At 37.8% G+C, this 26102-nt stretch carries 26 protein-coding genes; 2 read left to right on the top strand and 24 right to left on the bottom strand.

Annotation, left to right across the window (positions count from 1 at the left end):
• Positions 1-35: 35 nt before the first annotated feature.
• The 10 genes from dtd to BW724_RS07805 all read right to left on the bottom strand — a co-directional run bounded on the left by dtd (position 36) and on the right by BW724_RS07805 (position 10975).
• A complete protein-coding gene (gene dtd / locus BW724_RS07850) occupies positions 36-476 on the bottom strand; it encodes a D-aminoacyl-tRNA deacylase (protein ID WP_088074703.1) in 441 nt (146 codons plus the stop codon).
• Positions 477-525: 49 nt separating this feature from the next.
• Complete coding sequence (locus BW724_RS07845; RefSeq protein WP_088074702.1) at positions 526-2706, bottom strand: RelA/SpoT family protein; 2181 nt, start codon at positions 2704-2706, stop codon at positions 526-528.
• 250 nt (positions 2707-2956) lie between these two features.
• Entirely contained in the window at positions 2957-3469 is a 513-nt protein-coding gene (locus tag BW724_RS07840; RefSeq protein ID WP_088074701.1) for an adenine phosphoribosyltransferase, read from the bottom strand.
• Positions 3470-3548: 79 nt separating this feature from the next.
• Positions 3549-5882 (bottom strand): single-stranded-DNA-specific exonuclease RecJ, encoded by a 2334-nt coding sequence (gene recJ, locus BW724_RS07835; RefSeq protein ID WP_088074700.1) that lies wholly within the window; start codon positions 5880-5882, stop codon positions 3549-3551.
• 69 nt (positions 5883-5951) lie between these two features.
• Positions 5952-6308, bottom strand: coding sequence for a LapA family protein (locus BW724_RS07830; protein ID WP_088074699.1), 357 nt, complete (start codon positions 6306-6308; stop codon positions 5952-5954).
• A gap of 13 nt (positions 6309-6321) precedes the next feature.
• The gene (locus tag BW724_RS07825) at positions 6322-7224 is read right to left on the bottom strand and encodes a cation diffusion facilitator family transporter (protein ID WP_088077762.1); all 903 of its coding nucleotides are present in this window, start codon (positions 7222-7224) and stop codon (positions 6322-6324) included.
• Positions 7225-7418: 194 nt separating this feature from the next.
• A complete protein-coding gene (secF, locus tag BW724_RS07820; RefSeq protein WP_088074698.1) occupies positions 7419-8348 on the bottom strand; it encodes a protein translocase subunit SecF in 930 nt (309 codons plus the stop codon).
• Positions 8338-9657, bottom strand: coding sequence for a protein translocase subunit SecD (secD, locus tag BW724_RS07815; RefSeq protein ID WP_088074697.1), 1320 nt, complete (start codon positions 9655-9657; stop codon positions 8338-8340). The genes secF and secD overlap by 11 nt, the downstream gene beginning before the upstream one ends.
• Before the next feature lie 186 nt (positions 9658-9843).
• Positions 9844-10167 (bottom strand): post-transcriptional regulator, encoded by a 324-nt coding sequence (locus BW724_RS07810; RefSeq protein WP_088074696.1) that lies wholly within the window; start codon positions 10165-10167, stop codon positions 9844-9846.
• A gap of 4 nt (positions 10168-10171) precedes the next feature.
• Positions 10172-10975, bottom strand: coding sequence for a DUF368 domain-containing protein (locus BW724_RS07805; protein ID WP_088074695.1), 804 nt, complete (start codon positions 10973-10975; stop codon positions 10172-10174).
• Between the two features lie 137 nt (positions 10976-11112).
• Here BW724_RS07805 and spoVB point away from each other — a divergent pair, with 137 nt between their 5' ends.
• Positions 11113-12666 (top strand): stage V sporulation protein B, encoded by a 1554-nt coding sequence (spoVB, locus tag BW724_RS07800; protein WP_088074694.1) that lies wholly within the window; start codon positions 11113-11115, stop codon positions 12664-12666.
• Between the two features lie 101 nt (positions 12667-12767).
• On the opposite strand, the gene BW724_RS07795 is transcribed toward spoVB, so the two are convergent.
• Both BW724_RS07795 and BW724_RS07790 read right to left on the bottom strand, forming a co-directional pair.
• Positions 12768-13445: a DUF421 domain-containing protein gene (locus BW724_RS07795; protein WP_088074693.1), complete on the bottom strand. Its 678-nt coding sequence runs from the start codon at positions 13443-13445 to the stop codon at positions 12768-12770.
• Between the two features lie 82 nt (positions 13446-13527).
• The gene (locus tag BW724_RS07790; protein WP_176371341.1) at positions 13528-14817 is read right to left on the bottom strand and encodes an ArsB/NhaD family transporter; all 1290 of its coding nucleotides are present in this window, start codon (positions 14815-14817) and stop codon (positions 13528-13530) included.
• A gap of 176 nt (positions 14818-14993) precedes the next feature.
• Here BW724_RS07790 and BW724_RS07785 point away from each other — a divergent pair, with 176 nt between their 5' ends.
• Positions 14994-15371: a TIGR04086 family membrane protein gene (locus tag BW724_RS07785; RefSeq protein WP_088074691.1), complete on the top strand. Its 378-nt coding sequence runs from the start codon at positions 14994-14996 to the stop codon at positions 15369-15371.
• 68 nt (positions 15372-15439) lie between these two features.
• Here the strand turns inward: BW724_RS07785 and yajC are convergent, their stop codons facing one another.
• From yajC to obgE, 12 genes are all read right to left on the bottom strand, one after another.
• Complete coding sequence (gene yajC, locus BW724_RS07780; protein WP_088074690.1) at positions 15440-15691, bottom strand: preprotein translocase subunit YajC; 252 nt, start codon at positions 15689-15691, stop codon at positions 15440-15442.
• 180 nt (positions 15692-15871) lie between these two features.
• Entirely contained in the window at positions 15872-17008 is a 1137-nt protein-coding gene (tgt, locus tag BW724_RS07775) for a tRNA guanosine(34) transglycosylase Tgt (RefSeq protein WP_088074689.1), read from the bottom strand.
• 33 nt (positions 17009-17041) lie between these two features.
• Positions 17042-18067, bottom strand: a complete 1026-nt coding sequence (gene queA, locus BW724_RS07770; protein ID WP_088074688.1) for a tRNA preQ1(34) S-adenosylmethionine ribosyltransferase-isomerase QueA — start codon at positions 18065-18067, stop codon at positions 17042-17044.
• 64 nt (positions 18068-18131) lie between these two features.
• Complete coding sequence (locus BW724_RS07765; protein WP_176371340.1) at positions 18132-18350, bottom strand: DUF2905 domain-containing protein; 219 nt, start codon at positions 18348-18350, stop codon at positions 18132-18134.
• Positions 18347-19348 (bottom strand): Holliday junction branch migration DNA helicase RuvB, encoded by a 1002-nt coding sequence (gene ruvB, locus BW724_RS07760; protein WP_088074687.1) that lies wholly within the window; start codon positions 19346-19348, stop codon positions 18347-18349. The genes BW724_RS07765 and ruvB overlap by 4 nt, the downstream gene beginning before the upstream one ends.
• 16 nt (positions 19349-19364) lie before the next feature.
• On the bottom strand, positions 19365-19979 hold the full coding sequence (gene ruvA, locus BW724_RS07755; protein WP_088074686.1) for a Holliday junction branch migration protein RuvA: 615 nt from the start codon (positions 19977-19979) through the stop codon (positions 19365-19367).
• A 195-nt stretch (positions 19980-20174) separates the two neighbouring features.
• Entirely contained in the window at positions 20175-20726 is a 552-nt protein-coding gene (locus BW724_RS07750) for an intercompartmental signaling factor BofC (protein WP_088074685.1), read from the bottom strand.
• Positions 20727-20865: 139 nt separating this feature from the next.
• Positions 20866-21942, bottom strand: a complete 1077-nt coding sequence (locus tag BW724_RS07745) for a YhcN/YlaJ family sporulation lipoprotein (protein WP_088074684.1) — start codon at positions 21940-21942, stop codon at positions 20866-20868.
• Positions 21943-22100: 158 nt separating this feature from the next.
• Positions 22101-23063, bottom strand: a complete 963-nt coding sequence (safA, locus tag BW724_RS24435) for a SafA/ExsA family spore coat assembly protein (RefSeq protein WP_417891410.1) — start codon at positions 23061-23063, stop codon at positions 22101-22103.
• Positions 23064-23289: 226 nt separating this feature from the next.
• Complete coding sequence (pheA, locus tag BW724_RS07735; RefSeq protein WP_088074683.1) at positions 23290-24165, bottom strand: prephenate dehydratase; 876 nt, start codon at positions 24163-24165, stop codon at positions 23290-23292.
• Positions 24166-24200: 35 nt separating this feature from the next.
• Positions 24201-24650: an ACT domain-containing protein gene (locus BW724_RS07730; protein ID WP_088074682.1), complete on the bottom strand. Its 450-nt coding sequence runs from the start codon at positions 24648-24650 to the stop codon at positions 24201-24203.
• A 165-nt stretch (positions 24651-24815) separates the two neighbouring features.
• Positions 24816-26099: a GTPase ObgE gene (obgE, locus tag BW724_RS07725; RefSeq protein ID WP_088074681.1), complete on the bottom strand. Its 1284-nt coding sequence runs from the start codon at positions 26097-26099 to the stop codon at positions 24816-24818.
• Positions 26100-26102 lie beyond the last annotated feature (3 nt).

Raw genomic sequence — 26102 nt, 5'->3', positions numbered from 1 at the left:
TTCATTCCCTGAAAATCAAGACCATGACGCTCTCCTTACTTACTTTCAACTATTAAAGTGACTGGCCCATGATTCGTAAAGGATACGTCCATCATTTCACCAAATTCACCTGTTTCTACTTGAAGTCCTCCATGACGAAGTTCCTCATTAAATTTATCATAAAGGCGTTTTGCTTGGTCTGGCTTTGCCGCTCCCATAAAGTTAGGTCTACGTCCTTTTCGGCAGTCCCCATATAAAGTGAATTGAGAAATGGACAAAATTTGTCCTTCAACGTCTTTTACTGACAAATTTAATTTCTCGTCCTCATCTTCAAAAATTCGTAAATTAGCGATCTTGTCTGCTAGATATTTTACATCTTCTTCTGTATCGTCATGGGTAACTCCGACCAATAGGACGAGTCCTTGATCTATTTCCCCCACTGTTTCTTTTTTAACTGTTACTTTTGCTCCTAATGAGCGCTGAACTACTACACGCATAAGCAACCTCTCTTTTTCTAGACTATACTAATAGGTTCTGATCGTGGTCCTAGTGCATGATTCTTCGAACGGAATATATATCTGGAATTCTTTTTATACGCTCTACGACACGCTGCAGATGTGAAATATTTTGAATGGAAATGGTCATATGGATAGTTGCCATTTTATTCTTATCCGATCTCCCAGAAACAGCGTTTATATTTGTTTTTGTTTCTGCTACAGCTTGAAGGACTTCGTTTAACAATCCCCTTCTATCATAACCAGATATCTCTATATCCACATTATAATTTTTGGAATTAGGTTGATTCCCTTCCCACTCTACCTCTAGAAGTCTTGTTTGGGCATCTTCTGTCTTAATGTTAGGGCAATCACTTCGATGTATAGATACACCACGTCCCTTAGTAATATAACCTACGATATCGTCTCCAGGAACAGGATTACAGCACCTTGATAGACGAATAAGAAGATTATCAATCCCTTTAACACTGACACCTACATTCGTCTTTTTCTTCGTGTCGTACGTTTTAAGTTCTTCAACGGCTTCAGTTAAAGTCATGTTATCCGATTCTTCATCTTGCTGTTTTCGAATTCCATCTGTGAGTCTAGTAACAATTTGCGCTGCTGTAATGCCACCATAACCTACTGCAGCATACATATCCTCTTCGGCTGTAAAGTTAAATTTCTTTGCCACCCGATCGATATTTTCATTCGTGAGTACTTCCTTTAGAGTATAGCCTTTTTTCTCCACTTCTCTCTCTACTAAGTCACGACCTTTTTCAACATTCTCTTCTCGTCTTTCTTTTTTAAACCATTGCCTTATCTTATTTTTGGCATGGGAGCTTTGCGTAACCTTTATCCAATCTTGACTTGGTCCATACGAATGTTTGGATGTAAGTACCTCAACAATATCTCCTGTGTGAAGCTTGTGGTCTAGAGGGACCATTTTCCCATTAACTTTTGCACCTATGCAACGATTTCCAACCTCTGTATGAATACGATAGGCAAAGTCTAAAGGTACAGAACCCTTAGGGAGCTCAATTACATCACCTTTTGGGGTAAAAACAAATACCATGTCTGAAAACAAGTCTATTTTTAATGATTCCATAAATTCTTGAGCATCATTTGTATCTTTTTGCCACTCTAAAATCTCTCTGAACCACGACATTTTAGTCTCTAACGATTCAGATGTATCTGCTGTTTTTCCTTCTTTATAAGCCCAATGTGCAGCAACCCCAAATTCTGCTACTTTATGCATGTCTTCAGAGCGTATTTGAACCTCCAATGGGTCCCCTTTTGGTCCTATCACTGTAGTATGAAGGGATTGATACATATTAGCCTTTGGCATTGCAATATAGTCCTTAAATCTACCTGGCATAGGCTTCCATAATGTATGGATAATTCCTAGCACGGCATAACAATCCTTAATACTATTCACAACAATCCTTACTGCTAATAAATCATAGATTTCGTTAAATTGTTTATTCTGAATGGCCATCTTTCGATAAATACTATAAATATGCTTAGCACGACCATGTATATCTGCGTTCACATCTACGTTCGACAAACGGTCACGTATTTGGTCTTTCACTTCTTCTATATAATCTTCCCGCTCCGCCCGTTTTTTCTTCATCAAGTTAACAATTCGGTAATACTGCTGTGGATTTAAATAACGTAAAGCAGTATCTTCTAATTCCCACTTAATCTTAGAAATACCTAGACGGTGTGCTAGTGGAGCGAATATTTCCAGCGTTTCATTAGCAATTCTCCGTTGTTTTTCTGGTGGCAAATGCTTTAACGTCCTCATATTATGAAGTCGGTCTGCTAGTTTTATTAGAATTACCCTAATATCCTTAGCCATTGCTACAAACATTTTTCTATGGTTCTCTGCTTGCTGTTCTTCTTTTGATTTATATTTAATTTTACCAAGCTTCGTAACACCATCAACGAGCATCGCTACTTCTGCACCGAACTTTTCTTCGATCTCGTCTAATAGTACGTCTGTATCCTCTACGACATCATGCAGAAAGGCAGCAGCGACAGTATTAGGGTCCATCATCAACTCAACTAATATCCCAGCTACTTGTACTGGATGCCAAATATAAGGCTCGCCCGATTTACGAAATTGCTCCCGATGGGCCTCCTCTGCCATTTCATACGCTTCCCTTAAAAAGGCAACCTCTTTTTCAGGAAGATATTCACTTGCTTTTTCAAGCACTTGTTCACTATTCATGAAAATCACCTTAACATCCAATAAAATTTATTATTAATCCACTCATGAGAGAAGAGCTAGGATTATCAATCGAAATATGATAAAAAAATCGCCTCTTCCGCGGAAAAGACTTTCATTAAGAATAACATATTTTTCAGAAAAACATAACGTTATAAGCATTAAAACAGAAAATATCCGTTATCCAATAGTATATGTATATAAAAACAAATCAATATAGTAAGGTTGCCTCCATAGAGACAACCTCTGTAAATTAATATTTCATCAGAGAAAATACTTCATAATCTTTCAGCTTTTCACGACCGTCTAGATAACTTAATTCAATTAAAAAGACGATACCAGCAACAACGCCACCAAGCTCTTCTACCATTTGAATTGTAGCCTCAATAGTCCCACCAGTAGCCAAAAGATCATCAGCTATTAAAACTTTTTGTCCAGGCTTGATGGAATCTTTATGCATGTTTAGGCGGTCCTTCCCATACTCTAGTCCATAATCCACACCAATAACTTCCCTCGGTAGTTTTCCTTCTTTTCTTACCGGTACGAAGCCAATTCCTAGTGAATAGGATATAGGACAACCAACTACAAATCCCCTAGCTTCTGGACCTACAACAACATCAATGTCCTTTTCTTTTGCAAAAGCTGCCATTTCATCAATTGCTTTTTTATAAGCTTCTCCGTCTTCCATCAAAGTTGTAATATCTTTAAATTTTATCCCCTCTTTAGGGAAATCAGACACTACAGTAATATACTTTTTAAAATCCATACTTCTTCCTCCTACTATTATGCATTAAGTACGGCTAAATAAAGACTATAATAAATATCTTCAGTTGTGACTTCTAAATTTATACATGAGCCTTCTCAGCTTCAGCCATTAGGTTAGACAACAAGTCTTTTAAATCTTTTGTAGAACTGTAATAAAGTTCATTTTCAATTTTACTTTGTTCAATTTTTTCTTGATATGTCTTAGATGCAGTTAACTCCTGCTTATTGGGACTTTCCTCTAATGTAACAAGCCCATTGTTTATTTTAACAAACCCAAGATCAAAAAACACCTTACAAATAAAATGTACAGAGTTCTTTGACCAACCTTTATGTTTTGCTAAATCATGCCCATGTTTTCCTAAATCAAAAAAGCCTCTTTTCTTTAAGAATGCATAAAACCATTTAAAATGATCCCTTTTAGGTAAAGTTTCAAAGAAATGATCTTGTTCATGAAGAAAAGCTGGATAAATCCTTTTCGGTGAACAACCTTGTATTAGCCCTTTTAACTGATTCATTGTAACTGGTAAATCTAGCAGTAAAACATACTTGTCCGACACATCTGTTTGTCCCTCAACATAACAGCGGATTATTTCCCATTCTTGAGGTAGGTTAGAAATTTTCGCTTCTGAATCTTCTCTGAAGACAACCACTGATACTTTCTCTGAAGGCAGTGCTTTCATGATTTCCCACGGGGACTTATGACTTCTTAGGTCAAATAGCTGCCATTCATTTATTTTTATGTCTTCAATAACAATTTGAGGTTTTTTATTCCCGTTCCATTCATTTATAGATAGTTGGCCAACAACAGCAGCTTTAGCCTGCGGAGAAATCTCATCATATAATTCTCCAAATCTAAAACCAATTCCATCTAACAGAGCTTCATTTTTCTTAATCGAAACCTTTAAATGGTCTTGTTTCGCGCCAATCTTTTTCACTGTGGCAAATTCAATAGAATCTAAAAGGATCTTAGGAGCAGGATTCCCCACCCCGAAAGGTGCCATTTGCTTTAGATCATAAATAGCATCGACTGTAACCTCTTCCACTTCCACAGGTAAATCAACGTTAATAGATTTTACCCAGTCCTCTGGTTTTAACGTCTGTTCAGCTATCTTCATTAGTTTTCCATGTAGTTTATCTATATTAGCCATTTCCATCGTTAGGCCAGCTGCCATAGGATGCCCTCCAAAATGAGGCAGCCATTCTCTGCATTGTGATAATGAGTGAAACATATCAAAACCTTCAATACTTCGCGCTGATCCTTTTGCAAGACCTGTACTACTATCAAAGCTTAAAACAATTGTAGGACGATAATACTTCTCCACTAGTCTGCTTGCTACAATTCCGATGACTCCTGCATTCCAACCTTCTTGGCCCACAATGATAACAGGAGGTACCCCTTGCTGTTCCACCTGCTCCTCAGCTTCCTTCGCTATCTCATTCACAATATTCTGCCGTTCCTTATTTAAGTCGTCTATCATTACAGCTAACTCTTCTGCTTCCATTGGATCCTCACAAATAAGGAGGTGTATAGCAGGGTCTGCAGAATCTAAACGCCCGGCAGCATTTAAACGTGGGCCAATAATAAATCCGATTTGCTCTTCACTTATGTCTTGTGGCTCCACACCACATTGGTCCAATAAAGCTTTTAGTCCTAGTCTTTGGAAATTCGCCAACCTCTTTACTCCTGCAGTTGCTAAATAGCGATTTTCTCCTTTAAGGGGGACAAGGTCTGCAATGGTTCCAATAGCAACTAAATCTAAAAACTTCTCCTGAGCTTCCCCAAATAATGCATGAGATACTTTAAATGCAACCCCTACTCCAGCCAAATTGCTGTTTGGATATTGGCAATCATCTTGTTTAGGATTAATAACTGCATATGCATCTGGTATTTGAGGTGGAGGTTCATGGTGATCTGTAATAATTAAATCAATCCCTAACTCCTTAGCTACTTCTGCTTCATGGATAGCAGAAATTCCCGTATCCACCGTAACAATGATAGAGACTCCTTCTTCCTTTGCCTGTCTGAAGGCGTTTTCGTTTGGCCCATATCCTTCAGTAAAACGATTCGGAACATAGTAGCCTACTTGGGCTCCTAACTCTAACAACGTTAAAAACATTACAGACGTACTCGTCACTCCATCTGCATCATAATCTCCAAAAACAAGAATCTTTTCACTGTTAGCAATGCCCTCTTTAATACGCTGAACTGCCTTTTCCATGTCTTTTAATAAAAATGGATCATGGAGTGCAGAACGATCTGTATGTAAAAAAGCTTTCGCTTCATCAATTGTTGTAAACCCTCTCTGTACTAAGAAACGAGAGGCTATCGTAGAAATTTGTAATGCATTAGAAAACTCTTGAACCTTTGTTTCATTCGGTTGCGATACTTTCCAACGCGCTTTTGAATCTAACATAAATAACCACCCCTGACCCAATTATTATACATAAGGTACAAAGAGGTGGCAATGATGGTTAATTGGAAACTATTTTTGTTTTTGTTTAGTGTTACTATCCTTTACAGCTAAGTCTTTCTTATTTCTAGCATCTTTACTATTCTTTTGATCACTTGCAAGTGCAGAAGTAGAAGGTGATGCCCCTTTTTCCTCAAGCCTGCGGGTAAGTGTCTTTATTTCCTTTTGTAGCAAGTAGATTTTGTACATTCCTACACTGCCTACTATGATTCCTCCCATTAAAACGGAGAATATAATGACGAGTACTAACGGCCATTCCGCCTGTCCAAAAATATAATTAACTTCAACTGGATCAACATTCACTACAGAAAACACTGCAATGATTAAAACAACTATAATACCTATTATTAATCCCCATTGACCACGCAATCTTCCTCACATCCTATTCTGTTTCCTTAATAAATGGATTTATATGAACACGTACATCTTGTACGAATTCATCTTCCATTATCTTTTCTTTAACTGCTTTTCCTATGGAATGACCTTCTTCCACAGTAATTTTAGGATCCACTGCAACCTTAATATCCACTATTACATAATGGCCATGTTCTCGTGCTAACAGTTCGTTAACCTCATATACCCCTTCCACATTTTGAGCAAGCTCAAACATCTCTTTCGTATCTTCATCGTGAAGTACATGGTCCAATGTATTATGAATCGCTTCACTACCAAGCTTCCAAGCCATTTTTCCAATAAGCAGCGCAACAAACAAACCAGCTAATGGATCTGCGTAAACTAACCATGGTATATCTATCCAACCTCCAATTATAGAAGCTCCAATACCTAGTAACGCTGCTATAGAGGAGAAAACATCAGAACGATGGTGCCAAGCATCTGTAATTAACGCATCACTTTTATATTTTTTCCCAAGATGAATTTTATATCGAAACATTAGTTCCTTTACGAATATAGAGAATATGACTGCATAAATCGCCCAAATACCTGGCACTGCAATCGGTTCAAAAAAAGCATTTACAGCACCAACTGCTATTTCTAACCCCACAATAAACAGTAAAACCGCTACAATAATTGCCGTTACAGTTTCAGCCTTTCCATGTCCATATGGGTGGTCTCGGTCAGGTGGTAGCTGAGCTGCCCTTACCCCAATTAAAACGGCTATTGATCCTACTACATCTGAAGCTGAGTGAACCGCATCAGCAACGAGGGCTCGACTGTTTGCAGCTACCCCTACAATTGCTTTCAGAACAGCTAAAACAATATTTCCTATAATCCCAACCCATGCACCTATTTTCACTTTTCTATAACGCTCATCCGATGAACTCATTGTTACCATATTTATATTCACCCGCCAGTCCTTACTTGTACCCTAACATTATTTGTTTAAAGCACCCTATTTTATGAGTAAAACCTCTAATATTTTTATGAGTATCCCGTTTGTTCAGAATGACTAGATTAATTATTATGTGTAAGTCTCATCAACACAAAAAAGGGATCTGTTTATGATCCCCTTTTTCATTATTATGCTTCACTTTCTTGTAAAGGACGCTTTTTTTGTTTTTCTAATTGTTTACTTTTTAAAACAAGCCATAGTTGTGCTGCAAGGAAAAGAGAAGAATACGTCCCAGCAACCAAACCTACAACTAAAGCGAAGGAGAAGGATCGTAATGCTTCTCCACCAAAGAAAAACAAGGCTCCAGCTGCAAATACTACTGTTAATACTGTATTGATAGAACGTGCTAAAGTCTGTACAAGACTTTTGTTTACAACCCTAGCTACATCATTAAAATCCTTTACACGTTTTTCCAACTTTATATTTTCCCTTATACGGTCAAAGGTAACAATTGTGTCATTAATGGAGTAACCAATGATTGTTAAAACGGCTGCAATAAATGGAATATTTACTTCAAACCTAAAAATACTGAATACGACTAATATGAGTAATGCATCATGAAACAAGGCAACAATAGCTGATACACCATAAGTAAATTCAAAACGAATCGTCACGTATATAATAATCCCCACAGCAGCGATTAATACTGAAATAATCGCATTTCGGGCTAATTCTTCCCCTACCATTGGGGTAACATTACTTACAGCTGGCTCATTACCATAAATCTCCTCAAAGTGGCTTTGCACTTGTAGAGTTTCCGATTGATTAAGTACACCTATAAAGACTGCTCGTCCAATTTCATTATTGTCCCCTGCAAGAGTAATATCATCTGGAACTAATCCTATCTCTTCAAACTCAGCTGCAATCTGTGCTTCTGAAACGGGCGGCGCATCTGTAAGGATATCAATCGTTGTCCCACTCTTAAAGTCAATACCTAGGTTTAATCCCACTGTAGAAAGTAAAACGATACTCAAGATAACCATGACACCAGAGAAGATGAAGAATTTTTTTCTATGTTTTATAAAATCTAGTTTCGTCGTTTCGTGATCAAAGTTCACTGATTTCGTCCTCCTTCACGCCAAACATGCGAGGTTTATTGTTTAGGATACGACTGTTAACCCATAACCCTAACAATAATCTCGATCCAAAGACTGCAGTTAAGAAGCTAGTCAAAATACTCACAATGAGCATGACGGCAAATCCTTGAACCGCACTAGTCCCAAAATAGAACAGGACACTCGCTGCTAAAATTGTTGTAATATTGGCATCAAGAATGGTTGATAAGGAACGGCGACTACCAGCACGGAATGCACTCATCGTTGATTTCCCTGTACGAATTTCATCTTTAATCCGTTCATAAGTGATAATATTTGCATCTACTGCCATACCGACCCCTAAGATTAATGCGGCAATACCAGGCAATGTCAGAACCGCATTCATCCAATTAAATACGACAAGAACAATGTAAATATAGATACTTAATGTAATGATCGCCATTATACCCATAAAGCGATAATAAATAACCATGTATGCAAATATTAATGCAATCCCAATAAAACCTGCAAAGATGGCCTGATCCATAGCCCGTTCACCAAGAGATGCCCCAACAGCATTAGAATAAATTTCTTCTAATTCTACTGGCAACGCCCCAGCATTTAAAATACCAGCTAAATGCTGTGCTTCCTCAACGGTGAAGTCACCTGTTATCATAATGTCCGTTGTACGCAAAGTTTGTGACACACGTGGATCAGAAACAATTTTCGAATCCTCTTTTAAAATTTCCTCAAAGTAGGAATCACCCTCCTCAAAATCCATCCAAATCGCCATGCGATTCTCTGGGGGATCAAGGTCCTTAAGCTCGGAAGTTATATCACCAAATTTATCCGCATCATCAATTGTTACTAAGACAATCGGTGCGTTAGTGTCGGGATTGAAGCTTTGCCTCGCTCCCCCTTCTACTAAATCAGAACCATCAAGGAGCATGTTATCATGAACATCCCTAAGGGAGAGTCTTGCTTCCGTTGATAAAAGCTCCCTTGCTGCTTGTTGGTCTGACACACCAGCAAGCTGGACACGAACACGATCGTCACCTTCAATGGTTACATTAGGTTCCGATACACCTAAAACATTAATACGTGCATTTAATGAAGCTACCGTATCCCTTAATAAATCCCTATTAACAACTTGTCCTTCTTCTACAGGTCGAACTTCATATAAAACTTCAAAGCCGCCTTGTAAGTCCAGACCTAAACTAATATTTTCTGCATGGTCAGTGACATTAGTTGCGATCAGAGCTGCAAATGCTGCAACTATGACAAAAAATACAACAATAAGTCCACTTTTGACCCCTTTTCTCTTTTTACTCATGAATGAAGACTCCTCCTCAAATGAAGACCCTAACCCAATTGACATTGTGTTAAGGATTTAAATTATGTATTGCTAAAATAAAAATGGGCTCTGTTAGAGTGAACATCGTAATTTCTACAAAGCCCAAGAAATGATTACTCTCTATTATAGCGATGTTAAAAAATACCTGTCAATAATGGCTAGTCATTATTCTTTTAATGTACCTGATAACTTTAAAGGCTCCCCATCTGAAAACAGATTAGGGGCTTTATAGGCTTGTAGCGTTAACCAATTCATATAATCATTTGCTTTTAAATGAAACAGTTGCGCTGTAATCCAATGGAATCGTATCTCAGAAGGAACATCAATTCTTGGAAGTTTTGCCATGAAACAGTTCCACACGTCCTCTTTTGAAACACGTCCATAACCAAAAATGAACCATTCTTCCGCCTTACTTTCTAAAACAACATCCATTTCCCTTTTCCACTTATCCCAATCAATATCTTTCAATTTCTGATTATCCTTCACCATTAATCTACCCCTTTGAGCCAAGTAAAATTGCTGTACTAGCACCTGCTATAAAAGTAATGAGACTAGGAAAAATAACATAAACGCTACTAATCCCTGGATAGACGACCACTAATGAACCAAGGACTAAACCGATTATAGCTGCATACGTCATATACGGGTAATTATCTAATAAGTATTTGATTAGTCTACTACAAACAAAAAATCCAATTATCACTCCTGTACCAATCACTAAAATGATTGGTAGATTAAGGGTGGATATTGCCTCAATTGCTGTTTCATATACCCCTAATAAAAGCATTACAAGGGAGCCACTTATTCCAGGTAGTAGCATAGCTATACTTGCTAACCAACCTGCCCCAAATAACCATAAAACATTATCAAAACTTAGTGATTCTATGATGGCACCATCTGATGTTGCAAAGAACTCCATACTTCCAACCAGAACAGCTGCGATAACAATTGCTAGATAATGCCCAACCTTAAAAGTTGTCTTCACTTTTGCTTTACGAATTAATAACGGTATGATCCCTACAATTAATCCTAAGAAGAAAAAACGAGTAGGTTCAGGATGGCTTTCTAGCAGCCACTTCATTACTCTACTAAGGGAAAAAAGGGCTAAGAGCATCCCTATTCCTAATGGCAATAGAAACAACACATGCTCCTTCCAATCTTTACTGAAGAGACCATTAATAGCTTGAATTAATCGATCGTAAATACCAAGTAAAATTGCAATCGTACCACTACTAACACCGGGGATAAGCTCCGTTATTCCCATCATAGCACCACGATAAAGGTTTTTCCATTCCACTAACCATTCTCCTATCTCTTTGTAATCTTAGCTTTGTTGTATATTTTTATATAACTTGTCATGCTTGACCCCCTTTCAAGCATATACATATTTAGAGTAAAAATCTATGATTTTTTTATAGAAAGTAGGGGCTGTTTATGTCGAGACAATCCTTTATAAAAGGAGCGTTTATTTTAATAATTGCTGGCTTAATAACCCGTATTCTAGGGTTTATAAACAAAATTGTTGTTGCCAGAATAATGGGATCAGAAGGTGTAGGACTATATATGATGGCTGTCCCTACCCTTTTACTAATTATCACACTAACACAACTAGGACTTCCAGTCGCCATATCAAAGCTTGTAGCTGAGGCAGATACTGATAATGACAGAGCTAGAATTAAGCGTATATTAGTAGTATCCCTTTCCATTACAGGTGTGTTAAGTATTATTTTTACTATATTAATGATTATTGGCGCCCCGCTCATTTCTCAAACACTATTAACAGATTCTCGGGCGTTTTATCCTTTAATTGCCATATCGCCTATCGTTCCAGTCGTAGCCATATCAGCCGTTTTACGAGGCTACTTCCAGGGACTACAAAACATGAAGCCGACTGCAATTTCACAGGTAATTGAACAAGTTGTCAGAATTGCCCTTGTTGCTACTTTCACAACGGCATTTCTACCTTACGGAATTGAATTTGCCGCTGCTGGTGCCATGTTTTCAGTTGTATTAGGTGAATTAGCATCACTTATTTTCATGATAACTATGTTCAAACAAAAAAAACGATTCAGAATGCGTAAACGTTTTTTCGTATATGCGAAAGAAGGTAAGAATACATTAAATGATCTACTTTCCATCGCCTTACCAACAACTGGAAGTAGATTGATTGGCTCAGTATCTTACTTCTTTGAGCCAATTGTTGTTGCACAAAGCTTAGCACTAGCTGGTGTTGCAACTGCTGTTGCAACATCTCAATACGGGGAGTTATCAGGCTATGTCATACCAATGCTTCTACTTCCAACATTCATAACACATTCATTATCTGTTTCTCTAGTGCCAGCGATTAGTGAAGCGTCACATCAAAATAATTATGGCCTTATCCATCATAGGTTGGCACAAGCCCTACGTTTAGCCTTAGTAGCAGGTGGAGGATCCGTTGTTGTCCTTTACGTATTTGCAGAACCAATTATGGAACTGGTTTATCATGCACCGACTGTGGCTGTTTATTTAAAAATTATGGCTCCATTTAGTATCTTTTTATTTTTCCAGTCACCATTACAAGCTTCACTTCAAGCGTTAGGACTTGCAAAAGCAGCTATGATTAACAGTTTTATTGGAGCATTTGTAAAAATCGCAGCAATTTTTGCATTAGCCTCAAGACCTGAATTAGGTATTATGGGTGCAGCATTAGCAATCGTTATCGGGTTCTTATTAGTAACCTTTTTACATTTTGCTACAGTGGTTAAAGCCATTAGTTTCACATTAAATATAAGGGAAATATTAAAGGTTGTCGGAGCAATTGTGGTAACAGGCACTGTATCTTTCTGGATATGGGAGAAACAATTATTTGCAACAAGCTTATTGATGAATACAATTAGCTCATTATTAGTAGCAGGAATAATTTACTTCACCTTAATCATTATTTTAGGACTTATTAAAAAAGAAGAGCTGTCACGCATCCCGCTAATAAATCGCTGGTTTAATTAAATAAGGTGCCAACGCAAGTGATTTAACGGTCCCTTTCTCAACAAGCATAGCCTACTTACGACACTTTCATGAAAAAGCATCGTAAGTAGGCTATACATTTTTTATACATCTATTAGATCTACAAACAGCTCATCATTTTTATCTAAAGCACAATATGATATATGCTTTACTTCTCGAAATCCACGCTTCCTCAATTCCTGTCTTAACCATAATTGTGTCTTCCCTAATTGTTTTAAGTGATCATTTTGAATCTTACCATCTAAAATCAAAGGTAGCGGTAAGAAGCTTCCCTTTGTTGGATCCGTACCTGGTTCCTTTTTAACTACAGATAAATCTCCAGATGGCTCAAGAATTGCAAATTCAACATCTGATAAGTATTTCACATTATTTTGCCTTAACTGCATCATTAAGTCATCAAAATTATAACGCTGTTTTCTCATTTCCTTTTCATCAATTTCACCTTTTCGAATAATAACCGATGGACTCCCATCAATGAATTTTCGCAACTTCTCACTCTTTAATGATATGAAGGCAAGGCTTATTTGAATTCCCATTAATAAAATCATCGGGACAATTTGTCTTGCCATTGGTGTTTCTACATTTTCAATCGAGATAACTGCTAATTCTGCCAACATGATGGAAACAACGAAGTCAACAACGGATAGTTCACCAATTTCTCTTTTGCCCATTAAACGAAAAACTAGGAGGATGACAATGTAAATAACAATTGTCCTTGTTACCATTGTTCCTAACACAAAAAAGTCCTCCCCTCGTATCATTCATACTACATCGTTATTTTTTCCCACGATGAAAAATAAATGAATGACATCCGTTGGAAGGACAGGAAATAAGTTTGGTAGACTATTGGAAAAAAATTAAGTATCTGAAATAGATGTAAAAGCTTGAAATTACAAAGGAAACAATAGCTGTTGGCGCTCCCACCTTTAAGAAGTCCATATACGTAAATGGTTGCTTAGCTTTCATGGCAAGACCAGCAACAATGACATTAGAACTTGCACCGATTAAGGTTGCATTACCACCCAAGCACGCCCCTAGAGCCAGTGCCCACCATAATGGATCTAAGTTACTCATACCATATTCTTGAAATTCTAAAATTACTGGTATCATCGCCGCTACAAAAGGTATATTGTCCACAAACCCAGACAGTATTCCAGATGCCCATAAAATGAGTAGCGATGTTTTGGGAAGATCTCCATCAGTATAATGAATAATTGACTTCGCTATTTCGTCAATAATTCCTACTTCTTTCAATCCTCCGACCAACATAAACAATCCAACGAAGAAAAACAAGGTAACCCACTCTACAGCCTGAAAAACCTCTTCTGTTTGCTTATCCTCATGGGTGAGTAACATTAGTAATAATGCCCCGGCCATTGCCACACTGGTTAATTCCACTTCTAGCAAAGGTTGAGCAACAAAACCAACTGTAGTCAAGGTTAAGACTGTTACGGATTTAAATAATAACCCCTTATCCCCTAAGTATTTTTTCGGATCAATTACCATAAGTTCCTCTTGATATACGGAAGAAACATGAAGCTGATTGCGATAAAGCGCACAAACACCAAACATAATAGTTACATAAATCACCACTACAATAGGCCCTAGGTGAATGAGGAAGTCATTAAAGGTTAAATGATCTACCGCCTGTCCAATCATTAAGTTCGGAGGGTCTCCAATTAATGTAGCCGTTCCCCCAATGTTTGATGCTAATATAACAGAAAGCAAATAGGGGATTGCAGACACACGTAAAAGATTGGTTAAAGTAAGTACTATAGGTACTAATAACAAAACAGTCGTAACATTATTTAGGAAAGCAGATCCAACAGCTGTCAATGTGGATACAACAACTAATAATGGAATCGGCCTTCCCTTCACCATTTTCGCTAATGTTATCGCTATATATTCAAAAAAACCACTTTGACTGGTTATTGATACTAAAATCATCATCGAAAGTAATAAGACGATTGTATGCCAGTCTATATGATTTAGAAATGCACTATTTAAATCCAATACCCCCGCAAACAGCATTAAAATTCCACCGAGACATGCAACGAGTGCTCGATTTAATTTCTCACTTATGATGAATATGTAACTAATTATAAAAATCAGTAGTGCTAACATCCATTCCATGAACATGCCCCTCCCCTTCATCGTTACATTGTATGTACGAGCAAGGACAAACATGTTTTAAACCTTAAACTTGTCTAACATATTTTCGTGAACTGTTCTCATGACGAAAAAAGCTCGTCTAATTTTTTCAGAACTGAATATGCATGAAATAAAGATATATAAGGGGAGGTATGTTCATGCAAAATCGTCTTTTTACCAGCGCTCTGTATGGAATTTTAACCATACTAATATTAGTCATTTTAGCAAGTCTGGTAAGCTCCACAATATTGCGATTTACGTCTATTGAGGAAGGGAATTTCACTTGGATTCTTTTAGGTTTTTCCTTTTTAGCAGTGTTTGTAGGTGGCTTCATATCAGGTGGAAGGTCAGGTCAAAAAGGTTGGTTAGCTGGAGGAACAACTGCTGTTCTTTATACTTTAGTCATCTTTTTTGTCCAGTTTCTTGGATTTAATGAGGCATTTGATGCTCAACAATGGCTCATTCATAGCGGTTACCTTATTGCAGCAGTATTCGGTGGTATTTTTGGTGTAAATGTTAGGGGAGAATCATATTAAGACCAACAGGTTCTAGTGAAAAACCGATTTCCATCAGGAAATCGGTTTTTTAACTTTGTAATTAAGGATTAATCTTTGTTTAAAACGTCACGAACTGCTTGACGATCAAATGTTAATTTACCAGAACCTACATCGATAACAATGACATCCTCGTCCATCGCATCAATAGTACCATGTAGACCACCAATAGTAACGATTTTATCACCTTTTTGAAGTGCAGAATGCATCTCACGAACTTTCTTTTGACGCTTTTGTTGCGGTCTAATTAAAAGGAAATAAAAGATCGCAAACATTAATAATAAAGGAATTATCGCTTCCATTATGTATTTCACCCCTTTCAGCTGACAAACACCGTTGCCTCCGCTTAAAAAAGTAACGTGCTAAAGGCTATCTTATTTATCAAATTTCTATTGTTAACTAAAGTTGTCTTACCCATACTATTTTAGACAATAAAGGGGAATAAAATCAACAAAAACCTATTTCGAAATATAAATATCGCTTTAGAAGTTTTTCGCGTTAGGCTTATTAAACCCGTAAGCTTCGAAGAATTCTTCACGATAATCAAGTAAACGATCTTCTCGAATGGCTTGACGAACATTTTCCATTAACTTCAATAGAAAATGTAAGTTATGATATGTTGTAAGCCTTAATCCAAAAGTCTCATTCGCTTTAATTAAATGCCTAATATAAGCTCTGCTATAATTCTTACATGTATAACAGTCACAGTTTTCATCAATTGGTCCAAAATCCCTCGCATACTTCGCATTACGTACTACGAGTCTTCCCTCACTAGTCATTAATGTCCCATTTCTTGCAATTCGAGTAGGTAGTACACAATCAAACATATCCACACCTCTAATTGAACCATCGACTAGAGAATCAGGTGAACCAACTCCCATTAAATATCTTGGCTTGTCATGAGGTAGCAGTGGTGTTGTGTACTCAAGAACCTCATTCATTATATCCTTTGGTTCCCCAACGGACAACCCACCGATTGCATACCCTGGAAAGTCCATAGATACTAAGTCTTTAGCGCTCTGTCTTCTTAATTCTTCATATTCGCCACCTTGAACAATCGCAAACAACCCTTGATCATGTGGACGTTGATGTGCCCCTAAACATCTTTCAGCCCAGCGGCTTGTCCTTTCAACAGATGCCTTCATATAATCATATTCTGCAGGATAAGGTGGACACTCATCAAATGCCATCATAATGTCTGGACCTAATGCATTTTGTATCTCCATTGCTTTTTCCGGGCTAAGGAACATTTTTTCACCACTTAAGTGGTTTCTAAATTCCACACCCTCTTCCGTAATTTTTCTCATATCACTTAAGCTAAAAACCTGAAAACCACCAGAATCAGTAAGGATTGGACGGTCCCAGTTCATGAATTTGTGCAGTCCACCTGCTTCTTTAATAATTTCATGTCCTGGTCTGAGCCAGAGATGATACGTATTGCTTAAAATTATTTTAGCTCCCATTTCTTTTAGGTCTTCCGGGCTCATTGTTTTTACAGTTGCAAGGGTTCCAACTGGCATAAACATAGGCGTTTCAAAAGACCCATGTGGAGTATGAACTATGCCGAGTCTTGCACCAGATTGTTTACATGTTTTTATGTGTTCATAAGTAATAGCCAAATTTTCACACTTCCTTCTTTATAACTTCACATTTTATATAAGTAACATGGCATCTCCAAAGGAAAAGAATCGATATTTTTTCTCAACTGCTTCTTTGTATGCAGTTAAAATATTTTTTTTGCCAGCCAATGCACTCACAAGCATTACTAGTGTAGATTTCGGTAGGTGGAAATTAGTGAGTAGGGCATCAATACCTTTAAACTCATAGCCCGGAAAAATAAATATATCGGTCCAACCTACAGATTCTACGAACTCTCCATTTTTAGAAGCAATTGTTTCTAGTGTCCGAGCAGATGTAGTTCCTACTGCTACAACTTTATTTCCTAATCTTTTCACTTGATTTAGCACTTCTGCAGTACTTGATGACATTTGATAAAATTCAGAATGCATTTTATGATCTTCTATACTGTCAACGGATACAGGACGAAATGTTCCTAACCCAACATGAAGAGTGATGAATACTACTTTCACGCCTTTTTCTTCTAGTTCCTTTAGCATTTCCTTCGTGAAATGAAGACCTGCTGTTGGTGCTGCAGCTGAACCACGATTTTTTGCAAAAACAGTTTGATAACGATCTTTCTCATCTAATTGCTCTTGAATATAAGGTGGTAAAGGCATTTCACCTAATTCATCGAGTATTTCATGAAAAATACCTTCAAATGAAAACTGAATCTTTCTAATTCCCTCGTCCATTTCTTCTACACATGTACCAACAAGTTTACCTTCCCCAAATTCTACTTTTGTTCCAACCTTCACTCTTTTGGCCGGTTTCACTAGTGCTTCCCACGTGTGCGATTCTCCTTCGTGGAGTAATAAAAGTTCAATTTTCGCTCCAGTATCTAGCTTCGTTCCTAATAGACGTGCTGGAATCACTTTCGTATCGTTAAGGACAAGGGCATCACCTGGTTGTAAATACTCTTTAATATCAGTGAAATGACGATGATCCCTTTCTCCAGTTTCTTTATTTAATACGAGAAGTCTGGAATCTGCCCGATTAGCTAGTGGTGATTGGGCAATGAGTTCGTCTGGTAAATCAAAATCAAATTGAGACACATCCATGATTTATGTTCAACCTTTCCATTAAAACATTTGTTTATAATTTAACCAAAATATATCTTACCATTTATCGGAATCTCCCGATAACAAAAAATACTAGTGACAGAATAACACTAATGACGATGGAGGTAACAATGGGAAAATAAAAGGTGCTATTCCCACGTTGGATAAATATATCTCCAGGTAATTTCCCTAGAGATAAATATTTGCCCCCAACTTGCCATAGGACTCCTACTACAATTAAAATTATTCCTAATGTCACAAGTAATTTTGGTATCTGTGTCAATTATTAGGCACCTCCATGTTTAAATGCTGATAGGCCAGATGTGTCACTATCCTTCCCCTTGGTGTTCGTTGTAAGAAGCCTATTTGTAACAAATATGGCTCATATACATCCTCAATGGTATGTGATTCTTCTCCTATAGTCGCAGCCAATGTATCTAGTCCTACAGGGCCACCACGAAATTTTTCAATGACAGTTATTAGAAGTTTGTGATCAATTTCATCTAACCCAAGTGCATCAACTTGCAGTAGATCTAATGCATTTGTAGCTAATTCTATACTTACTTCACCATTTCCCCTAACCTGCGCAAAATCACGAACTCTCCTCAGAAGCCTGTTCGCTATTCTAGGGGTTCCTCTAGATCTTTTGGCAATTTCTGCGCCTGCGTCCTTCGCAATTGGAACTTCCAATACCTCACCAGTACGTTCCACAATCTCAGTTAGTTCTTCATGCGTATAATACTCTAGCCGGCTAACTACACCAAATCTATCCCTTAACGGTGCTGATAGCATTCCTGCCCTAGTCGTAGCTCCCACCAATGTAAAAGGCGGTAAATCTAAACGGACAGACCTAGCTGAAGGTCCTTTGCCAATAACGATATCTAAACAAAAATCCTCCATGGCAGGATATAGCACTTCCTCCACAGATCTATTAAGGCGGTGTATTTCATCAATAAATAATACATCCCCAGGTTCTAAAGCTGTTAATATTGCTGCCAAATCTCCAGGTCTTTCTATTGCAGGTCCAGATGTGGTCCGAAGATTGACCCCCATTTCATTTGCAATAATCATGGATAAAGTGGTTTTCCCTAATCCAGGTGGACCATAGAGTAGGACGTGATCTAATGTCTCTTCCCTCATTTTAGCAGCACTTATAAATACAGATAAATTTTCCTTTACTTTTTCTTGACCAATATATTGAGCGAGGTTTTGTGGCCGCAGGCTTCTTTCCTCCCACTCCTCTAATTCGTGGGATTCACTTCCAACAATACGTTCATCCATCCCTATATTCCCCCAATTAATTTAACATTAATTGCAATGCCTTTTTTATAAAAGCATCTGTAGTTAGCTGCTCACCTTGTAGTTGTGGTGCTATCTTCTTAATTTCACGATCAACATAACCTAAAGCTTTCAGTGCTTCTAGTGCCTCTTCTAATTCTTTATTTCCGCCTAATTCAACCTTAGGTATTGTTGCCCCATTTTGACTTTGTCCTTGACCCAGGTTGTTGTTTAAGTTCTCTAACTTTCCTTTTAAATCAAGAATTATTTGACGAGCTGTTTTCTTTCCAACACCAGGAAACTTTACGAGAAACGTCTCATCTTCATTTTCAATCGCACTTATAACCATGTTGGGCTCACCAGTTGCTAAAATTGCTAGTGCTCCTTTAGGACCAATACCAGATACTTGAAGTAGTTTTTCAAATAAATACTTTTCATTTCTCGTAGAAAACCCGAACAATTTAATGGCGTCTTCCCTTACATGATGGTGTATATATATAGTTATAATTTCATTTAAATTGTCCTGAAAACGGTACGGATTTGGACAATATACTAAATAACCTACATCCCTTACGTCAATAACGATAGAATCCACTTCTATATGTATTACTTTACCTGTTAAGCATTCAATCACAATAATTCTCCTCTACTGTCTAATATGAGAACACACATACTTATATTATCACAATTAAGATCACTTTGAGACATTACAGAGGATTTATAAGACATCGTCTCAGGAAAAAGAACATCAAAATATAGTCTAACCACTACAAAAAAGAGGTCAACTCTGAAGGTGTTTCACCTATAGAGTCAACCTCATGATTGTTAGCTACATCTCTTTTACAGCAAATTCCTCAACCATTTTTATCACTTCAAGATAGTGGTCTTTCGATGAAATGGGGATCCCTTCCAACAATTCGTCTCTTAAGTGACTCTTTAACCTACTAGTGTTAACTTGGAAAAACGATTGAATTACTTCGCTATCATTAGGTTTACCATTGAAAATACTAAGGGTGTCATCATCAGATAAACCAAAATATCCGTTCATTTTTAGCAAAGGAGAGATGTCATTAAATTCTTTCATAAAAATTATTTTTTGTTCATTTTGATCTACTAATTGCCAATCTTCGTAAAAAGACCAAAAGTCCTCCATAGACCATATTGTTTCTTCAACAACTTCTTCACTTATTTCACCATCTAAGTAATGTCGCTGTAGTATAACTTCCACTGTTTTTGCACCATTTTCCTGTGCTAAGTGAGTATCACTTCTATCATAATTTTGCGCGAGAGTCTGTAAGTGATTCACTGTAAATATTCCTGTTAACAGAAAAAGAACTATGATATAAAAAATGGATTTACGCAATTTTGTATTGAGACTCATGTGTATGATGCCTCCTTGTTAAGTACTTTTAAACATCTTATTTCTAGAATTTCCAAAAAAAAGCTAGTTTATCCCTCTGATAATGAAAAATTATGTAAAAAAAGAACAGGCTACTTGATTCACCTGTTCTTCATAGACATTATCGACTTCTTTCAAATGGACGTTGTGCTGCATCTCCTAAATCATTAAGCATATCATTGAACGTTGCTCCAATTTCCTCAAAAGGTTCACCTGCACGTAAGCGGTCATTCATTCCACGAACTTGATTTACTCTGTCACGGTCAGTGACAACGTGTACATCAAGGTCGTCCCTTACGTTAGATACGGTATTATTTACATTTTTTTCAATTGTTTTAGTATCACCATCGTCGTTTACTGCAATAATGACACTATTTCCATTAACTACAACGTGATAGTCATCTCCAATACCAGCATTAGCAAGATTTGTATTGATCCTACTTGCTAGTTGACCATCTTGTCCATTGTAATAAGCATTGTTTGTATTGTTATTTTGGTTTCGGTTATTCATATTGTTGGTTCTGTTATTTGTGTTCTGTCTATTGAAAAAACCAGTTGCACCATCGTTGATTTGGTCACCCGTGCCACGGTGCTGTATGCCGCGGTTGTGAGTTGTTCCACGATTTTGGCCAGTTACATTGGCACGTTGCCCATTAAGAAGACCATCTTCGTCTACCATACCTGGTCTATTGTCACCTGTGATTCCACGTCCAAAACCTCTGTGCTGACCGTTTTCTCTAGCTTCATATGCTGAAGTACGTCCACGATTACCATGGTTTAAACCATGAGTACCAGCTTGATCTTGTTGATAATTATAGCCACGCTGAGTACCAGTTTGTCCTGCTCCGCGAGTTTCTGATTCGTTTCCTAAACCACGGTTATTTGGATTGTTTCCAATATACTCTCGCCCTTGATTAAATCCATTTGAACCTTGGTTAAACCCTCGACCTTCATTTTGTCCAAAAACTCCACCACGATTGTTGTTGTTCCTGAACATACCGCCTTGATCAAATCCACGGTTGTTATTTCTACCAAACATTGTGCCGTCGTCAGCTTGACCGTCTCGCGCAGCGCCACCTTGGTTTACTGTATATCCACTACGCTGGTCGTTCATTCCAGTATCATTAACATCTCCACACCCTGCTAGACCTGAAAATAATAAACTTGCCGCAGTTAAGCTCATTGCTAATTTTCTCATTCAATCATCCTCCTTTCACTCATTATGTTGTCTAGGTAATGTGGATTTGATTCTGACACTTATAGGTAATCTGCATGTTTGTTGTTATTGTGGGAAAAAAAATAGGGCTGACCTATTAAATGCAAATTAGCACCCTTAGGTCAGCCACTCTCCATATTTTATTGATCTTCTTCCTCGTCTCTTACAGCCCCTTGATATGGGTATGGCTGCTGAGGCGCCTGTGGTTGCTGATAAGAGTAAGGATATGGGTAAGTACCGTATCCCTGGAATTGTGGTACAGCGTAACCTGCATGTGGAGTTGGCGCTACTCCTGTTGGATAATACGGTGCTGCTCCATGGTTTTGGAACTCATGTGCAGTAACATCTCCAAATGTTGGAGTTTCTTTCTTTTGATGATGAACTTCCTTCTCCGTTACATTTTTATGATGATCATGAGCTGGCATTCCATGTCCATGTCCATATCCATAACTAGGCATTGGTGCTGGTGCTGGCATTGCTCCATGATATGGAGACTGCGGATAACCATGATGGTGTGTTGGTTGATATCCAGGTGGACATGGTGGCGGACATGGCATAAATGGTGGTACTGGATAGCAGTCCTCAGGTACCTGTTCTTTCATTGGCATAGGTTTTGTTGATGGTTTGATCGTTTTTGGCTGAATTTTTTCTGGTTTCTTAACCTTAGGCTTCTCCACGGTTGGTTTTTCTTTCACCTTTGGTTGCTCTTTTGGTTTTGGCATTATTGGTGGTGTAGTTATTTTCTGCTGCTGCTGGTAAATATTCAAATCAATATCAGTATGATATGAAGGTGCTGGCTGTGGTGGTGCTGGCATCTTGATCGGTGCTTCTTTTTCTTCCTTAATAGATGGTGGTGGAGTCTTTGGCATCTCTTTTGGTTGTTCTTTTACTGGTTGCTCTTTTACTGGTTGTTCCTTCACTGCCTCTTTCTTTGAAGGAGCTGCTTGAACACTACCAGTCGGAACCTTTATTTTCATTCCTGGCATAATTAAATCTGGGTTGCTTAGCTGTGTGTTAGCTCCTTTTAGTGCTTCGAAATCAACACCATATTTCTGTGCTATTTTCCAGAGTGTGTCTCCTTTTTGTACAATATGAATTCTCACTTTTTCAGATCCCTCCCATTCGATGTCACTACATCCTATGCTACCTTGGGCGAACCGTCACACTTCTACTGCAAAACTGGGCTCGGATTTCATACCTTTTTTTAGATATTTATCCAACAATCATTTTATGAGAGCATTCACTTATATATTACAGACTGGATCACGTACATCTCGGAAACAAAAAACTGTGTTTAGCAATTTAGCTAAACACAGTTTTTTCATCTTATTATAAAATGTTGATTTTTAAATCGTTCCAAGAATAGCACGGGTAACTACCTAGAATCTCCACCCCACACCCTAATGCCTTGAGCTCCTCACACGCTCCTGGAATTAGTACATTGTCTAGCTTCATATCCACATCTATAATGAAGAAATACTTTCCTAACCCAGTCTTCATTGGCCTAGACTCAATTTTACTTAAATTAATTTGACGCCAAGAAAAAGCAGAAAGTACTTGATGCAGTGCCCCTGAATAGTCGGAAGGCAATGTAATCATCAACGTTGTTTTAAATTTCGTTTTATCAGAAAGATCTTTTGTTTCATTTCCTAAAATGCCATTTTCTAGCACAATAAATCTTGTGGAATTATTTTCGTAATCATTTATCTCCGATTTAACTATCGTCAGCCCATACTCTTTTGCCGCAATTTTATTAGCTATAGCACCTACATTTTCTCCCGTCTCGCTTACATACTTAGCTGCTTCAGCCGTAGAGTTCATGTATGCTATATCAACATGATCTAGATTCTCTCGAATAAATTGATGACATTGAGCAATCGCTTGTGGGTGTGATAAAAGGGAATTAATAGTTCTCCAATCATGCTTATACTCTTCACGCACCATTAAATGCTGATAAATAGGTGCAGTAACTTCAGCTGCCATAGTTAGTCGTTGGTGATGAATTAGATAATCAAGCGTGATATTTACAGATCCCTCAATTGCATTTTCCAATGGAACAACAGCACGTTCAACCATATTTTGTTTTACAGCATCTATGCAGTCTGGTATTGAGCGAAAAGGCGATCCTTCTTCTTTCGGAAACAATGCCTTCGCCGCCGCTTCAGTGAATGAACCTTTAGGTCCTAAATAACCAACAGTACCCATGTGAATTATCGTCCTTCCCCGCTCATTATTATTTATTATGTACCTGATCCAATTAATTCAACTTTCAATACAGGATCAAGCTGTTCTATTTTATTCAAAAGAACTGATACATCAGAAGTCATAGCAGCAGTTTCAATAGATAAGGTGATTGTTGCTTTCCCTTGTAATGGTATCGTTTGATTAATTGTTAGTACATTGGCTCCTGTTTGTGCAATTAGTGATAAAAGTTTCGATAAAGTCCCAGACCTATCTTCTAAAAAAACAGACAATGTAATAATTTTCTCCTTCACCATCGTATGAAAAGGAAATATACCATCTTTATACTTGTAAAAAGCACTTCTGCTTAAATTTACTTGTTGAACAGCAACGTTTATTTTATCAACCTTACCGCTTTCTAACAGTTCTTTAGCTTCTACTGTCTTTAACATTGCTTCAGGAAGCATGTCTTCACGTACTAAATAAAATTGATCAGGTCGTTTATGCATATAAATCACCACCTACGTTTCATATTTATTCATTATATAGATGAAGGTAAAACTTGACAACATATATAATCAGAAAAGCGCAATCGCCTTGATCATCGGCAACAAAAACTTATATATATTCAAAAAGCCCTAGGCAAGAACTTTGCCCAGGGTCTCCTTATTTCACTACTCTATAAATTCAAATTCATAATTAAGAATTCTAACCGTATCTCCATCTTCTGCACCACGTTCCCGTAATGCCGCATCAATTCCCATGTGACGCATTTTCCTAGAGAATCTTCTGACCGAGTCTTCACGGTCAAAGTTGGTCATTTTGAACATAGTCTCAATTTCATGTCCTTCGATCACCCATGCACCATCATCATCCCTTAAGATTTTAAATGGCTCTTCTTGTTTTTGGAACTTATAAACAACCCTCTGCTCAACTTCCTCTTTGTCATATAACGGAAATTCAGGAGTAGTTTCCACTTTATCTGCTACCGCCCTTAACAGACCATTTAACCCTTGTTTTGTAACAGCAGAGATAGGGAATATTTCAACATCCTCTTCTAACTTTTCCTTGAATAATTCAAGGTTTTCCTCTGCTTGTGGCATGTCCATTTTGTTTGCAACAATGATTTGTGGTCGCTCCAATAAGCGCATATTATACTGCTTTAATTCATCATTAATAGTAAGGTAATCTTCATAAGGATCTCTTCCTTCAAGCCCACTCATATCAAGAACATGAACGATTACCCTTGTTCGTTCAATATGCCGCAAAAATTGATGCCCTAAACCAACACCAGAATGAGCCCCTTCAATTAATCCTGGTAAATCTGCCATGACAAAACTTCTATGATCATCTGTTTCCACAACACCAAGATTAGGTGTTAACGTTGTAAAATGGTAATCAGCAATTTTGGGCCTAGCAGCAGAAACAACAGATAGAATAGTGGACTTACCTACACTTGGAAAACCAACCAAACCTACATCAGCCAAGACTTTCAACTCTAGAACTAAATTCCTTTCTTGACCAGGCTCCCCGTTTTCAGCAATTTCAGGAGCAGGATTGGCTGGAGTAGCAAATCTTGAATTACCACGTCCTCCCCTTCCCCCTTTGACTACTACCGCCTTTTGACCTTCTTCCGTTAAGTCAGCAACTATTTTGCCTGTATCTTCATCAATAACTGTTGTTCCAGGTGGGACACGAACCATCATATCGTCCCTACTTTTACCATGTTGGTTTTTAGGACGACCATTTTCACCACGATCGCCTTTAAAGTGACGTTGGTAACGGAAATCCATTAATGTTCTCAAACCTTCATCTACTACAAAAACTACGTTTGCACCTCTTCCACCATCTCCACCAGCAGGACCGCCATCAGGAACATATTTCTCGCGCCTGTATGCAACGATGCCGTTCCCGCCATCGCCACCTTTTACATATATTTTAACTTTATCTACAAACATGTG

This window comes from Litchfieldia alkalitelluris (assembly GCF_002153425.1).
Classification (GTDB): Bacteria; Bacillota; Bacilli; order Bacillales; family Salisediminibacteriaceae; genus Evansella; species Evansella alkalicola.
This window is presented reverse-complemented; position numbering and strand designations above follow the sequence as displayed.